The 17355-nt window shown below is 35.7% G+C and carries 8 protein-coding genes; 5 read left to right on the plus strand and 3 right to left on the minus strand.

Features of this window, described 5'->3' with window-relative positions; genetic code table 11:
- Positions 1-265 precede the first annotated feature (265 nt).
- The 5 genes from EA412_07475 (at position 266) to EA412_07495 (ending at position 11975) form a co-directional block, all read left to right on the plus strand.
- A complete protein-coding gene (locus tag EA412_07475; protein ID TVR78923.1) occupies positions 266-5971 on the plus strand; it encodes a PKD domain-containing protein in 5706 nt (1901 codons plus the stop codon).
- A 114-nt stretch (positions 5972-6085) separates the two neighbouring features.
- Positions 6086-6538 carry a hypothetical protein gene (locus EA412_07480; protein TVR78924.1) on the plus strand — a complete coding sequence of 151 codons (453 nt, stop codon included), beginning with the start codon at positions 6086-6088 and terminating at the stop codon, positions 6536-6538.
- A gap of 144 nt (positions 6539-6682) precedes the next feature.
- Complete coding sequence (locus EA412_07485; protein TVR78925.1) at positions 6683-8917, plus strand: TonB-dependent receptor; 2235 nt, start codon at positions 6683-6685, stop codon at positions 8915-8917.
- A gap of 14 nt (positions 8918-8931) precedes the next feature.
- Positions 8932-9285: a heavy-metal-associated domain-containing protein gene (locus EA412_07490; GenBank protein ID TVR78926.1), complete on the plus strand. Its 354-nt coding sequence runs from the start codon at positions 8932-8934 to the stop codon at positions 9283-9285.
- A 134-nt stretch (positions 9286-9419) separates the two neighbouring features.
- Complete coding sequence (locus EA412_07495; protein ID TVR78927.1) at positions 9420-11975, plus strand: ATP-dependent Clp protease ATP-binding subunit; 2556 nt, start codon at positions 9420-9422, stop codon at positions 11973-11975.
- Positions 11976-12030: 55 nt separating this feature from the next.
- Here EA412_07495 and EA412_07500 read toward each other — a convergent pair whose 3' ends face one another.
- The 3 genes from EA412_07500 to EA412_07510 all read right to left on the minus strand — a co-directional run bounded on the left by EA412_07500 (position 12031) and on the right by EA412_07510 (position 17251).
- A complete protein-coding gene (locus EA412_07500; protein ID TVR78928.1) occupies positions 12031-13677 on the minus strand; it encodes a mechanosensitive ion channel family protein in 1647 nt (548 codons plus the stop codon).
- Entirely contained in the window at positions 13678-15492 is a 1815-nt protein-coding gene (gene htpG, locus EA412_07505) for a molecular chaperone HtpG (GenBank protein ID TVR78929.1), read from the minus strand. It lies immediately after the preceding gene.
- A gap of 64 nt (positions 15493-15556) precedes the next feature.
- The gene (locus EA412_07510; GenBank protein ID TVR78930.1) at positions 15557-17251 is read right to left on the minus strand and encodes a M3 family oligoendopeptidase; all 1695 of its coding nucleotides are present in this window, start codon (positions 17249-17251) and stop codon (positions 15557-15559) included.
- Positions 17252-17355: the final 104 nt, after the last annotated feature.

Below are 17355 nucleotides of genomic sequence, written 5' to 3' on the forward strand. Positions count from 1 at the left end.
AAAAGTTATCCACAATCAATCATGAAGCGGTCAGTTAAAAGTTTTGTCCAATTTCTTTTAATTCAAATTTTATGCTATGGTAAGTTTTTAAAATGCTTGTTTAAAAACTTAAATGTTTTTTTATTCATGTATAGCAAGGGGGCTAAAGCTTTAGGTTGCCCATATTCTTCTTTATTTCAAAAAAAATAAAACTTTTGAAAATCAACTCCGTATACAAGCACAACTTAACCGTTATAACCAAATTTTTCAACCAAAATATTTAATCATGATACGCATAACTATTTATGCGGTAATGTTACTTTTTTCTGTCTCAACTATAAGCTTACAAGCACAGGTAGTTGCAGATTTTACCGCAAACAAATCAGCGGCTTGTAGTCCGTTAGTCGTTCAGTTTACTGATAATTCTCAGGGGAATATTACCTCCTGGTTTTGGAATTTCGGAAACGGAAATACATCTACGCAACAGAATCCCGGTGCTATTTATATACAATCCGGGGATTATCATGTGACGCTGATTGTATCAGATGGAAATGTGTCAGATACTATTGTTAAGACTGACTTTATTTCTGTTTATTATCCACCTCAGACTGAATTTACAGTTGATGCACTAAGTGGATGTGCTCCGATGACAGTTAATTTTCAGGATTTAAGTGTTGCAGGGTCATCAAATATTCAAAACTGGGCATGGAATTTTAGTGATGGTGGAGATAGTTATAGTCAAAACCCAACACATACTTTTACGCAGCCCGGAACTTATGATGTGACATTAATGGTTTTTGATGCAAATGGTTGTCAGCATTCGGTAACATATACAGATTATATAACTGTAAATCCGGAGCCTGTAGCGGATTTTGTTTCTGATATAAATAATTCATGCATAGCTCCCCTGAGTGTTAATTTTACTAATTTATCGACAGGTAACAATTTAACATATCATTGGGATTTTGGGAATGGGCAAACCACATCTGTGGAAACTCCTTCAATGACTTATAATCAACAAGGAAATTATACAGTAAATCTTACTGTAACTGATAGTGATGGTTGCATATCTTCAGTTTCAAAAAGTAATTTTATAAATATAGAAGAGTTTACCGCTGATTTTGAATCTGATTTAACGAATGTTTGTATTGGTGAAACGGTTTCATTTACCAATTTAAGTAATTTGCCTGCCAATGACTTTATATGGGATTTTGGAAATGGTGAAACTTCCACCGCAGAAAACCCTCAAATCGTATATAATTTACCGGGAACCTATACAGTAAGCATGATAGCTACAACTCCGGGTGGATGTATAGATACTATTGTTTATGCAAACTACATAGAAGTCAGCGCACCTCAGGCGATTAATATTTCGTTGTCAGATATTTTTAGTTGTCAAACTCCATTAACTGTAAACTTTACTTCAGATGCACCGGCTGGTTCTCAGTTAAACTGGGATTTTGGTGATGGAACAACCAGTAATGATCTTAACCCGGTACACACTTATACTCAATATGGAGAATTTGATGTATCATTAGAAGTTACCAATCCAAACAATTGTAGTGTCTTAGTAAATTATGATACCCCGGTTGTAATTACTGCTCCGGTGGGAGATTTTGTAGCAGATACAACTATGGGTTGTGTCCCGCTGGATGTTAACTTCACAAGTACTACAACTGCTGTGCCTGATATTACAAGCTGGGAATGGGATTTTGGGGATGGTAATACCTCAACAGATGAACATCCGGTACATACTTATGCTACTGAAGGTATTTTTCATGTAAGTTTAATTATTACAAATGATAATGGTTGCAGTGATACAATTGTAAAGAATAATTATGTGAGGGCAGGGAATCAGCCAACAGCAAATTTTGAGGCTACACCTCTAGTCTCTTGTATTAATTCACCAATTTCGTTTACGAATTTGTCAGACAGTGCAAATATTTATTTTTGGGGTTTTGGTGACGGTGGATTTTCGAATCTGATTGAACCAGTTTATACATATAGTGATACCGGATATTTCGATGTTACCTTAATAGCCTTAAATAATGGATGTCCAGATACTTTGATTCTGGAGGATTATATTTACATTTATCCTCCATTAGCTGATTTTTCATACACACTGAATTGTTCAGACCCTTATACCGTAGTGTTTACGGATAATTCATTTGCTCCGGATAGCTGGAATTGGTCATTCGGTGACGGAAGTGTTTCAACAGATATAAGTCCGGTTCATACTTTTTTCAATACAGGTACATACACTATAACGTTAGAGACCGGACATAGCCCAAGCGGATGTATGGACCAAATAAGCTATAATATTACAATTGCTGAACCCATAGCTGATTTTCATGCTATAGAAACTGAAGGCTGTGCCCCTTTTAATTTTGATTTACAGGATGATTCTCAGGATGCAGTTTCCTGGCTTTGGTTAGTAGATGGAATGACATCAACTCAGCAAAACCCACAATTTACAATTTCTACACCCGGTTCGTATGATGTACGCCTTATAATAGAAGATATAAATGGTTGCAAGGACACTATTGTTAAAAATGAATATATAGTTGTAAATGGACCTGTTGCTGATTTTACAGCTACCCCAACTCAGGGTTGTGCTCCATTAGATGTTCAGTTTGAAGATAATTCTACTCCATATATGGGTAATATTACCCAATGGGGTTGGGATTTTGGAGACGGTAATACCGGTACAGGCCCATTCCCTTTGCATACTTATCAAAATAGTGGCAGTTACACGGTTTCATTAACTGTTGTGGATGATAATGGTTGCAGTCATACAAGTACAAAAAATTATTTTATAGAGCCGACATTTCCGGAGCCTGATTTTACTTTTGATAATACTTCATGCACGGCTACACCAGTTTCATTTCAAAATACGTCAAATGGTACCGGCCTGAGTTATTTCTGGAATTTTGGAGACGGGAATACATCTACAGATACAAATCCGACACACCTTTACTCAGTTGAAGGAATATATTCTGTATCATTAACAGTTACAGATGTGAATGGATGTGACAGCACACTTACAATCCAAAATGCAATAAATATCAGCAATCCAATTGCATCTTTTACTGCCGACACCACCTTTTCACCTTGTCCGCCTCTTTTAGTTAATTTTGAGGATCAAAGTACCGGTGATATAGTTGCATGGAATTGGAACTTTGGGGATGGCAAAACTTCCAATCTGGAAAATCCGACTCATGTATATTTAACACCCGGAAATTTTGATGTAACGCTTGTGGTAACAAGTATTCATGGATGTAAAGACACTATTCATGTTACTGACCATACTGTGGTTTTGGGACCTTATGGTACATTTGATTTCAACCCTCAGCAGGGATGTACCGATTTGGTAGTAGATTTTATTTCATCAACTACGAACACCGTAAGCTGGACTTGGGATTTTGGAGATGGGACAGTGATTTATGATACTGATTCTGTAATTCAGCATACCTATCAGAGTGTTGGGAATTACAGCCCTGTTATGATACTTGACGATGGTTTAGGTTGCTTATTTTCAGTGGAAACTACTGATACGGTAAAAACCGGTAGTCTGACATCAGATTTTGCAGCAAGTACAGAATATTTATGTAAAGAAGGTGAGGTGCATTTTGGAAGTATAATACAATCTTCTCATTCTCAAATAGATTATTTGTGGGATTTTGGAGATGGAAATACTTCTACAGATGCAAATCCAATTAACTTCTACAGCACTCCGGGAATTTATACCGTTAGTCTTATTGTAGACAATGGATTTTGCGCAGATACTATCATCAAACAAAATTTAATAGAGGTAGATCCGGGACCTAATGTATCATTTTCAGCATCTGATACTGTTTCCTGTGACCCTATGATGGTTCAGTTTACTGATTTAACAATATCAGCTTATGCTATTCAAAGCTGGGAGTGGGATTTTGATAATGGTACTATTGATAGCATACCTAACCCTCAGGTTTTCTTTTCTGATACAGGTGTGTATACTGTTTCTTTGACAGTTACTTCTGAAACAGGCTGCAGCAATACAGAATTTATAGATATAATTATTCATAGTTTGCCGGTAGCATCTGCCGGTAATGATCAGCAAATATGCTTTGGAGATTCAATTGAGCTGAACGGAAGCGGTGGAATAATTTATGAATGGTCTTCAACAGGTGGAATGTCTGATCCAAATATTCAGAATCCGGTAGCATTCCCTCAACAAAGTTCGACATATAATTTAACGGTAACGGATCAAAACGGATGTCAAAGCTCAACTCATGTAAATGTGATAGTAATGCCATTGCCAACGATAACAGTTAGTCAGGATACTGCTGTTTGTTTGGGAGAAACTACTGAGTTGATGGTAAGCGGAGCTAATACCTATTTATGGACGCCTTCATCTTCTCTGGATTGTGAAAATTGTCAAAAAGTAATTGCTTCTCCAACTTCTACTACTACTTATGTAGTTAAAGGCACAGATTTAAATGGCTGTCAAATGGAAGATTCAGTTACTGTAAACGTGAATCCGATTCCTGAAGGAATAGTAACAGATAACCAAACGATTTGTATAGGTGAAAGTGTTGAGATTGAAGTGGTTGGCGGAATAACTTATAACTGGCAAAATACAAACGGATTGTCCTGCACTACTTGTCCTGATCCGATTGCACAGCCACAGGTTTCTACACAATATTTTCTGGAAACGATAAATGAATTTGGTTGCAGTAGTCTTACTGACATTGCAATTGCCGTGAATCCTTTACCGGAGGCAAGCATAATAGCTGATACTGCTATTTGTTTTGGTGAATCAGTTGAATTAACAGTAAGTGGAGGAACATCTTATCAGTGGGATACAACAGTTAGCGGATTGAGTTGCTATGATTGTGAAAATCCTATGGTTACACCACAAGGCACTACTGATTATTATGTGGAGGTATTCAACCAGTTCAATTGCAGTGTTCAAAAGGAAGTAAATGTAGTCGTAAATGATAATCCATTTGTTAATATTGAAAGTGGTGCAACTATTTGTGCAGGAGAAGTATTTGCTCCTACGGTTGACTTTTCTTCAGATATAACCTCATGGAACTGGAATCCGAATGATTACATGAGTGGAAACGGAATTGCAAATACTGAATTATTCCCGGAGGTTCCGACACTATTTATAATAGAAGTTGAAAATGAAAATAATTGTACATCTTCAGATAGTGTTTTCGTTGATGTAATAAATAACATAGCCACAAATTCAGTTAATTCGCATGCTGTATGTGAAAAAGATATAGTTGAGTTAGAGGTTACATTGCTACAATATTCAGATTTGTCTGAAGTGACTTTTACATGGGTTGATGCAGATGGGCAAATAATTAGCAATAATGAGAGTCTTACGGTTTTAGCAGACTATGATAAAGAATATACATTAATTGTTGAAGGTGGAGCTTGCGTACCTGATACAGTTATGTATGAAGTAATTGCAAACCCGTTACCTTATGTAAGCGCTGGTGAAGACAGACATGTTGTTTCCGGAACTCAAATCACATTAGACGCTACTTCAGACTCAGAAAATGTAAGTATTGGCTGGTCTGACGGAGTTTTCTGGTCATGTGAGGATTGTAATGGAGAGTGGGTGACTGTTGATGTGCAAACTACTTATACCACAACGGCCGTAAATGAATTTGGATGTATATCTCAGGATAGCAAAACCATTAAAGTTATTGAAAATTGCGGAGCTGATATCTTCATTCCAAATACGTTCACTCCTGATGGAAATGAAATAAATGATAAGTTATATGTGCGAAGTTTAGCTGTTGAAGAAATTAAATTCTTTAGAATTTATGACCGCTGGGGAAGACTTGTTTTCGAAACAAAAGATTTGAATCAGGGATGGGATGGTCGCTTCAATGGACAGATGATGAATACAGGAGTTTATGTTTTTCAGCTTGAAGCACTTTGTACAAATGGAATTATAATTCAAAAAGAAGGTAATGTTACCTTACTCAGGTAACTCAAGATACTATTTTGGTTGATAGTAGTTTTGGTTAAGTAAGGCAGGCTTGAAATTTCAAGCCTGCTTTTCTTCTTTTTGAACTTTTTTTAAGCATATAAAGTTAAAGGTGTTATGAAAATTGCCCAAAGCATATCTGTGTTGTTTTTGGCCTTTATGTTGATTTTTTCAACTACGGGTTTAGCAATTTATACGCATTATTGTAATGCAAAAAATACCGCTACTGCCAATTTATTTCAGGAAGCTAAATGTTGCGGTACCTCTCATAGTCAGCATAAAGCAATTAGTTGCTGTTCTGAATCCGAAACACATGACTCTACAGAAAATATAAGTAATCAACAATGCTGCGAACACAATCTAAACTTCGTAAAAGTTGATTCAGAGTTTTTGATTACTAAAAAATCACATTTATCTTCAGATGATATGCCGATTAAATTCGGTTTTGTTTTAAATATTCTTTCCGAGAACAAGCATTCAGAGAAAAATATTTCTACCACTTACCATGGACCTCTGCTATACGTCAACAGCAGGGATATTTTACAATTAACTTCAGTTCTGCTTATTTGATAAAGTATTTATAAGTTAAAGTACTGTGTAGTAATCTTTTTTATGTAAAGGAAAACACTACAGGTAATTAAGCTATTTAAATGCATTTTATTAAATTTAATATTTTGATACGCTAGATAAGCGTGTTAATCATAAAAACAGAAAATGAAGACGTATAAATATTTATTAATTTTTTTAGCAACCATTGTAACCCTGGAGGTGAGTAGTCAGCAGATTACGGGTAATATAAAAGTGGTTGATGCCGGAGAGCAGTCCCCGGCAACCGGTGCAAATATTTTTTTACCGGATTTAAGCAGAGGAACAGCAGCTGATGATGAGGGTAATTTTAAATTAGAGTTACCAAAAACCTCTGTTCCCGAATTTTTTATCGTAAGTTTTATCGGTTTTGAAAACGATACTTTTGCATTGGAAAAAGATAAATTTTACGAGATTTTATTGGATAAATCTACTTCCATTGCTGAGGTTACCGTCAGAACGAGCACTCCACCTACTTTTACGGCAGTATACAGACCAATTAACAGAGTAACAATCAGCGAAAGGGAGTTGCAAAAAGCAGCTTGTTGCAATTTGGCTGAAAGTTTTGAGACCAATCCAACAGTAGATATCAGCTACAGTGATGCAGTTTCTGGAGCACGCAAAATTCAAATGTTAGGTTTGGATGGGAAGTATGTTCAGATTGGTTTTGAAAATATTCCTATAGGAGACGGGCTTAACTATACTTATGGTTTAACACATATACCCGGTCCCTGGTTGGATAATATTCACATTACCAAAGGGGCGGGCTCGGTTTATCATGGATTTAATGCCATGACCGGTCAGATTATGCTGGATTTTAAAAGACCTGAGCGAGTAGAAGACCCTTTATACTTTAATGCGTATGTAGATCATTCCAGCAGAACAGAAGCGAATGTCTTGCTACACCGTAACTTTGGACATAAATGGTCCGGTTTGGTTTTGTTTCATGGAAATTACAATTTTCTGAGAATGGACATGAATGGAAACAACTTCATGGATATGCCTTTAAACAGACAGCTTAATATAATGAATCGCTGGACTTATGATTCACATGACAGGATTTTATGGCAATTTGGTGTTTCCGGTGTAATTGAAGACAGACAGGGTGGAGAGATGGACTTTAGAAAAGATGAACATCTTGGAACAGATGAATATTATGGTATTGTAATCGATCACCAAAAATATAGTGCATTTTCCAAATTGGCTTATTTATTTCCGGAGAAACCTTATAAAAGCATAGGCTGGATTGCCCGGGCAAATTATTTGAAGCAGAATTCGGTTTTTGGATTAAAAGAGCATAATGGTGAGCAGATAAGTCTGTATCAAAATTTAGTCTATCAAAGTATAATTTCCAATACAAATCATGTTATACGTACCGGAACATCTTTACAGGCTGACTTTTATAATGAGAGTTATGCGGACAGATTGAATGAAAATGAGTTTGAATATGATAACTCGTATATTATTCCGGGCGTATTTGCAGAGTATACCTATACTTTTTTAGATCAGTTTAGTTTGGTGGCAGGCTTGAGAGCTGATTATTTTGAGCAGCAAGGAATAAAACCGACTCCAAGGATTCATTTAAGATATCAGCCATTAGAAAGAACAACTATCAGGTTATCAGCAGGTACTGGTTGGAGAATCCCATATTTTATTCCTGAAAATTTAAACTTTATGGCTACCTCTAAAATAATTGAACTTCCGGGAGTGTTGAGACCTGAAGAAAGCAGAAATTATGGTATCAGCCTTCATCAATCGTTTAATATGTTGGAAAGACCGGCCTATTTTTCTGTAGATTTCTACAGGACTGATTTTGACTTCAGATGGTTGACAAACTGGGATGAAGATCCTGACAAACTAGTTTTTACGCCACTTGAAAATGCTTCATATGCGAATAGTTTTCAGGCTGAGCTTTTCTTTGAACCAATTGAAAATCTGGAGTTGAAGATAGCCTACAAATGGGATGATGTAAAAGTAAAGTTGGATGATAGCTATGTAGCAGAAACTTTTGTTCCTAAGCATCAGGGGCTTTTTAATCTTTCTTATAGTACTGCATTTGATCGCTGGCAGTTTGATTTCACTACAAAACTCAATGGCTCTATGAGATTACCTGATTGGGATGAAGAATCAGATGTTGCTGCCTACCAAAACTATTCACCGGTATTTACTACCTTTAATTCTCAGATTACCCATCGCTTGAGAAAGTTAGATATTTATGTTGGAGCAGAAAATATAGGTAATTTTAAGCAAAAAGATCCGGTTATTGGATATGAAGAGCCTTTTGGTAAGGATTTTGATGCTACACAAGTGTGGGGTCCTGTATTCGGAGCAAAAATTTATGCGGGTATTCGCTTAACACTTTAAAATTAAAAAAAATTATGAAAAAATTATTAAAATATTCGGCTTTTACATTATTTTTTATTATTATGTACTCTACAAGTTTACAAGCGCAGAGAAATGTTGCAGAAGTAGATATAAAGAGTTCTGTATTATGCAAAACTTGTGAAAAAATTATATTAGAAGCATTGGCTTTTGAACGGGGAGTTCGTTCAGCAGAAGTTGATATTGAAAATAAAATTATTACTGTACGTTATAATGAACGCAGAACAGATATTGATCAGATTAGAGAAGCCATTTCTAAAGTCGGTTATGATGCCGACCATGTAAAGGCTGATGCTGAGGCATATAAAAATTTACCTTTTTGTTGCAAAATAGAAAGTGGTGTACACTAAATTGACAATAGTGTCTGATAGAATGTGTAAAGATATTTTTTGGAAAGAACTTAAATTCTGCTAATTTGTTATAAATTTAGCGTCTGTTGCATTTAGTAATGGAAAGAATTTAGTATTAAAAGGACAATTATTTTATGGAAGCAAAATTTTCACCAAAGGTTAAAGAAGTAATAACCTATAGCAGGGAGGAAGCACTCAGGCTTGGTCATGACTATATTGGCATTGAGCACCTGGTGTTGGGATTAATCAGGGAAGGAGAATGCTTAGCAATAAGGATTCTGAAAAATCTTGATAAAGACTTGGTTAAACTTAGAAGAGATATAGAAAATGCAATAAACGGTAAGATATCAAAATCTGTTTATAACGCCAGCAGTTTGCCACTAACAAAGCAAGCTGAAAAAGTATTGAAAATTACGGTGCTGGAAGCAAAAGTTATGAAAAGTGAGTTGATTGGAACCGAACATTTGTTTTTATCTATTTTAAAAAATAAGGATAACGTAGCGGTACAAATTATGGATAATCAAAGTATTGGCTACGATGAATTCAAGGAGGAGTTAGATTTTCTGAAAGATGACTTTACGGATAGCATGTCTAATGATCCGCCGGATGACGATCCTTTTGATGAAGAATCAAAATCCAGAAAGCCTGGTGGGTTTGGAAGTAGTGAGCCACGTAAAGGTGGTGCTAAGTCCCGGACTCCGGTTTTAGATAATTTTGGCAGAGATGTTACCAAGTTGGCAGAAGATGACAATTTAGATCCTATTGTTGGACGGGAGACTGAAATAGAAAGAGTTTCTCAGATATTGAGTAGAAGAAAAAAGAATAATCCAATATTAATTGGTGAGCCGGGTGTTGGTAAAACGGCAATTGTCGAAGGCCTTGCACTAAGAATAGTTCAGAGAAAGGTTTCAAGAGTACTTTTTGATAAGCGAATTGTTATGCTCGATTTAGCTGCATTAGTAGCCGGAACGAAATACAGAGGACAGTTTGAAGAGCGCATGAAAGCTATCATGAATGAGTTGGAGAAAAACAAGGATGTAATTCTTTTTATAGATGAGATTCATACGATAGTAGGTGCAGGTGGAGCTACCGGTTCACTGGATGCTTCTAATATTTTCAAACCGGCTTTGGCCCGTGGAGATTTACAATGCATAGGAGCTTCAACCTTGGATGAATATCGTCAATACATAGAAAAAGATGGTGCTTTAGATCGTAGATTCCAAAAGGTTATTGTAGATCCGCCTTCTCCGGAAGAAACGGAACATATACTTACCAATATTCAAAATAAGTATGAAGATTATCATAATGTAACTTACTCTCCGGAATCGATTAAAAATTGTGTTTCATTGAGTAACCGCTACATTACCGATCGATTTTTACCGGATAAGGCTATTGATGTTATGGATGAAGCGGGTGCCAGAGTGCATCTAAAAAATATTCACGTTCCCAAGAATATTGTAGAATTGGAAGCAAAGATTGAGGACGTGAAAGTGGAAAAAACAAAAGTGGTAAAAAGTCAGCGCTATGAAGAAGCGGCAGAACTAAGAGATAAGGAGAAAAAACTGCTTGAAGAGCTCACCAATGCTAAGAAAGAATGGGAAGAAGAGGCTAAGACTAAGAAGTATCCGGTAAGTGAAGAAGATATTGCAGAAGTAATTGCAATGATGACAGGTATACCTGTTAAGCGTGTGGCTCAAAGTGAAAGTGCGAAGTTGTTGCACATGAAAGATGATTTGAAAGCTGAAGTCATCGGACAGGATGACGCTATTCAGAAAGTTACTAAAGCTATACAGCGTAACAGAGTTGGATTAAAAGATCCAAAAAAACCTATCGGTAGCTTTATTTTTCTCGGACCAACCGGTGTTGGGAAAACAGAGTTAGCCAGAGCATTATCCAGATATTTATTTGATTCAGAAGATTCTCTTATCAGAATTGATATGAGTGAGTATATGGAGAAATTTTCAATTTCAAGATTAATTGGAGCTCCTCCGGGATATGTTGGTTATGAAGAAGGCGGACAATTAACGGAAAAAGTTCGTAGAAAACCTTACTCAGTAATATTATTGGATGAAATTGAAAAAGCACACCCGGATGTTTACAATATCTTATTGCAAGTATTGGACGATGGTATGCTTACAGACGGGTTAGGTAGAAAAGTAGATTTCAAAAATACCTTGATAATTATGACTTCAAATATTGGAGTAAGACAACTTAAGGATTTTGGAACCGGTGTTGGATTTACAACATCTGCTCAGGTTACCAGTACAGAAGATGTTTCAAGAGGTATTATTGAAAAAGCCCTGAAACGGACTTTTGCACCGGAATTTTTAAATAGAATTGATGATGTAGTAATCTTTAATTCACTAGATGAAGGACACATTTTGCAAGTTATAGATATCGTTCTTAAAGATGTTTATAAGAGAATTGAGTCTATCGGCTACAAATTGAAAATTTCTGATGAAGCTAAAAAGTTTTTAGTTAGAAAAGGTTATGATCCGCAGTATGGCGCCAGACCTTTACATAGAGCAATTCAAAAATACCTGGAAGATCCTTTGGCAGAAGAAATTTTACATGCCAAAATAAAAGAAGGACATGTTTTTCATATAGAGTATGATAAAAAACAGGAAAGTCTTATCATTTCTGCCAAGGCTACGAGAAAGAAAACTCAAAAACCTTCGGATAGTAAGTAAAGACCTTTTAGATAATGATTTTAAAGGGAGATGTGATTTCACATCTCCCTTTTTTTTATTTATTCATCAGTTTACTTTTCTGAACATAAGCAGCTAACTGGCTTTTAAGGTGCTGCTCCTCAAGATTGTATTCAGGAGTAGAACTAGTCTTTTCAGGAAAATCTTCAATGTGAATAGTTTCTGTAGGAAAGGCAAAGCGAACACCTAATGTTTTTGCGAGAGAAATCGTTTCCATTATTATTTCATGTCTGGCTTTTAACTCCAGAGACCATGTCGGTACTTTAAAGAAAACATAAAACATGATATCTAAAGAGTGACTTCCCAGATTATTCAAATGAATTTCATAAAAGTCTTTTCGTGTATTCGGGTGTTTTTCAATTATTTTCCTCAATCCGTCTACAAAAGTTTGAATAACTGCCGGAGGGGTATCATATGTAATAGCAATTGTTGTAAAGAACCTTCTGTAATTTCTTTTTCCAAAGTTATCTACAACCATGTCAACAATTCGGCCATTTGGTACACTCACTAGTGTGTTTGCAAATGTCCGGACTCTGGTAGAGCGAAACCCCACTTCTTCAACCATACCGTCAACCCCCTGAAAATTTATCCAATCACCTATTTGAAAGGGTTTATCTGCAAAAATCATTAGTGAACCGAAAAAGTTCTTAATCATATCCTGAGCGGCTAATGCAAATGCAAGACCACCTATGGAAAGTCCTGCAAGTAAAGCAGTAATATTAAAGTTTAAATTTTGGAGAATAAATAATACTCCTGTGATTACAACAAATACTTTAAGTGATTTTCTCAAAAGAGGAACCAACATATCATCAAGGGTATTTGCTGTTTTTGAGGCCTGTCTTTCAAAATACAAGGAAACTAAGTCAACTCCTCTGTATAGCGCTATTGCTCCAAAGAGAGGCGTGAGCGCATTTAGTGTTAGAATAATGTATCTGCCGGTTGTAATAGGTAATTGAACGAGAGGAACCAGAGCAGCGACGACCAGGGTTAATATTAAATAGCTAACAGGTATTGCAATCCTATGTACAATTTTTACGTGATCTTTACCTTCTTTATATCTTTTAGTAAGCCTATTAATTACAAACTCAATAAGTAAGGTTAAGATTTTGTGGAGAATAAAGGCGATTATTATAATCAATAAAATACCTAAATGCTGCCAGACCTGGAGTCCGAAAAATTCTTTTTGCCCGTATCTTGGAATCAGATTCATTAATAAATCGCTGCCAAAGGGATAAACCTGGCGGTGTAGATTGGGTATTTCATTTACGGTTCGTGATGAGTAATACCAATTATCGCCTACTTTCTCTACATAGATTTCATCGTAGTTTTTAAAAAGATAATACCGGTTACGGTTGGTTGCCGTGTCTATATAGTCAGACTCACGGGGAATAATATCCATATCTATATAATAACCCTTACCGTCATAGAATTGCTTCAGCATTATAGCCAGCCGCTCTGCATCCTTGTCTGCCACATCTTCCGGTCTGAATACTCTGGCAGCTATTTCAGCATCATAGTTTTCGGGCATCAAGAAATACAAATGAGTATATATAGTGTGATAGGGAGTGTTTAGCTCTGCCCGGTCAATAACCAAAGTGTCCTGAGCAATTGTTGGTAATGAAAGTAATGAAAGAAATAAAAAAACTAAATACAGACAAAAAGATTTCAATTTCAGCATATACATTTATTTTATAAGATTCAGACTTTTCTTCAAAAATGAAGAAAGCTTTTCTCCTTTAAGCTCGTTTTGCGAAAGTAAGGCTAAATCATATAAATATGAAATTATTTCTTTTTGCTTTTCTGCAGAAGGTTCTACAAGAACTTTTCCCATAATCGGGTGATTTGCATTTATTACCAGATGATTTTTATCAGGCATGCCACCCAAAACATCCATGCCACCTTGCTGTGCAGCCATTTCTTTCATTCTGCGTTCCCATTCGGGTTTTACTAATTTAACCGGTTCATCTTCAGGACTTAGCGAACGTACACTTGCGTTCATTTCCTTTTCCTGAATGTTATCTTCAAATATTTTCTTTAACTTTTCTTCCTCGTCTTTATTTAGTACTGATTCGGCATTATCTTCTTTTTCAACTAATTTGTCCGGTGTGTCAGCATCTACTCTGACAAAGGACACATTTTCTTCTTTCCTTTCCAAATGACTGATAAAGTGTTGATCGATTATTCTGTCGACTTCAATCACTTCGTAATTATATTTTTTTGCTGCCTCAATATAAGTGTGCTGCCCCTCCGGATTATCCGTATAGATAAAAATCAGCTTCTTGTTTTTGTCTGTTTGAATATCAGCTATTTTGGTTTTAAGCTCTTCCGTGGTAAAGTGAGCCCCTTCTATATTTTTTAGTAAAACAATGTTTTTGGCTCTTTCTTCAAATTTAGGCTCAGAGATTATTCCATACTTCACAAAAACTCCTATGTCAGACCATTTTTCTTCATAAGCTTTTCTGTCTGCTTTGAATAATTCCGAAAGTTTATCGGCGACTTTTTTTGTAATGTGATTATTGATTTTTTTAACATTCGGATCTCCCTGCAGATAACTTCTGGAAACATTTAATGGGATATCCGGAGAGTCAATAACACCGTGGAGGTATGTCAGAAAATCAGGCACAACTCCCTCTACATGATCAGTTACAAAAACTTGTCTGCTGTAAAGCTGAATTTTATTTTTTGATGGTTCGAAATTGCTTTTCAGCTTAGGAAAATACAATATACCGGTTAAATTAAATGGATAATCCACATTCAGGTGTATCCAAAAAAGCGGAGGCTCGGAAAAAGGATAAATCTTTTTATAAAATTCCTGATAATCGGTATCTTTTAAATCAGTCGGTTGCTTAATCCATATCGGGTCAGTTTCATTTATTTGCTCCCCTTCCAATTTTACAGGAATGGGTAAAAACCGGCAAAACCTGTTTAAGATATTTTGCAATCTGGTTTTCTCAGTAAATTCTTTAGCATCATCATTTAACTTCAGGATTATCTCTGTACCTCTGTCTTCTTTATCATACTCCTCCATGCTAAACTCTGTAGTTCCGTCGCAAACCCACTTTACACCTTTTGCTTTTGGATTAAAAGATTTTGAAAGTATGGTAACTTCAGAAGAAACCATAAAGGCAGAATAAAATCCCAATCCAAAGTTTCCGATTAATTGCTCTTTATCGTCTTCTTTCTGAAACTTTTCGACAAATTCTTTGGCACCGGAAAAAGCTATCTGATTGATATACTTTTTGACTTCAGTTGCAGACATACCCACACCTCGGTCTTTAATGGTCAACTCATTTTTTTCAGGATTTGCAATTACTTCAATGCTTAAATCTCCTAACTCACCTTTGAATGTACCCAGTGAAGCAAGTTTTTTTAATTTTTTTGATGCATCAACAGCGTTTGATACCAGCTCTCTGATAAAAATTTCCTGTTCTGAATATAGAAATTTCTTAATGATGGGAAATATATTTTCCGTTTGTACACCGATTTTACCTTTTTCCATTTCTTTGTTTTTTTGATGTGCGTTTCAAATTCTGTACCGTTATAAACATTTGCCAAATTGGCACTTATAGCTCTGAATCATTGACAGATTCCAACCATTTTTCTGCTTTTTCCGATACTTCTGCCAGACTGCCTTCTTTAAAAGGGGATTTCAATCCGGCTGTTTCAACAAGTTTTAAGAAAGGTAAACTGCCACCTCTTTTACAAAGGTCCAGATAGTCTGCCCAGGCTTTTTCATGATTTTTTGAATCTTTTACCCAAAATTGTAGTGCGCAAACTCCGGCCAAGGTGTAATCAATGTAATAAAAGGGAACCTGATAGATATGTTTTTGTTTTTGCCAAAACCCGCCATTTTCTAAAAAAGGAATATTGTCGTAATTTCTACCCGGTAAATATTTTTCTTCCATTTGCTTCCAAAACTGATTTCTTTCTTCAGGTGTAGCGTCCGGATTTTCATAAACTAAATGCTGAAATTCATCTACAGCAACTCCATAAGGTAAGAAGTTAAAAGATTGCTCAAGGTGCAAAAACTTATACTTTAGGACTTCATCCTCAAAAAATAAATCCATGTATGGCCATGTAAAATATTCCATACTCATGGAGTGGATTTCCGCTGCCTCTGCTGTAGGGAAATAGTACTCCGGTATGTCAAAATGCCGGCTTTCGTAGCATTGAAAAGCGTGACCGGCTTCATGAGTCATAACATCAATATCACCGGAGGTACCATTGAAATTTGCGAAAATAAATGGAAATTTGAAGTCCGGCAAATAGTTACAATAACCTCCGGGAGACTTTCCGTCTTTAGTTAAAACATCCATTAAGTCATTCTCAACCATAAAATTGAAAAATTCAGAAGTTTCGGTTGAAAGCTCCTGATACATTTTGTCGGCCTGTTTTAAAATCCATTCAGGGTCCCCTTTTGGCTTTGGATTACCACTTAGAAAGTGGATGCTTTCATCATAAAAATACAGTTTGTCAAGCTCCAGTCTTTTGCGTTGTTTGTCTTTTAACCATTTTGACAATGGAACGACCTTATCCAGAACCTCTTTGCGAAATGCAGCCACTTCTTTTGGGCCATAGTCTGTTCTGCCCATACGAAGGTATCCAACTTCCGTAAAGTTTTTAAAACCTAAGTCTAAGGCTATTTTATGCCGGGTTTTAACCAGTTTGTCATAAAATGTATCTAACTCCTTTTTATTTTTTTCAAAGAATTTATACTTTGCTTCAGAAGCTGCTTTTCTGACTTTTCTGTCTTTATCCATTTCATAAGGTGTCATTTGGGAAAGGTTTAGCGTTTTTCCCTGAAATTCAATTTCTGCGCCTGAAAGTAATTTGTCATACTGTGTACTAAGTCTGTTTTCTTCCTGAAGTAAAGGAATTATTTTATCAGAAAAACACTTTACACTGGTTTCTGCTATGTCAAATAAATGTTTCCCGAATTTTTCTTCTAAAGATATTCTATTTTTAGTCTTTAACAAGAGCTTGTTGAGTCTAAACTCCAACGACTGATATTCCGGGTAAAACTCATCATAAAAATCTTTTTCATCATTGTAAAAAGCATCCTTTGTGTTAATTGAATGTCTTATGCTGGCTAAGTTTGCTGTATTTGAGAAAGTGTTTCTCAGTGCATTTATTTTATGCAGTATTTCTATTTCTTTTTCAGGATTTTCTGAATTGCTAAAAGACTCTAAAAGCTCATTAAATTCTTTAGTTAAAGCAGCTTTATCAATTCGGGTATATTTTTTATCTGTAAGTTTCATAGAAATAAATTTTAGAATAGTGATAGTGCACTAAAAGTGGTTAAAAAAAGTATTAATAAATGTATCTAAAAGTGAAACCAAAATTAAGCTTAAGCGTAAAGAGT

The sequence above is a fragment of the Chitinophagaceae bacterium genome (assembly GCA_007695095.1).
Lineage (GTDB): Bacteria > Bacteroidota > Bacteroidia > Chitinophagales > REEL01 > REEL01.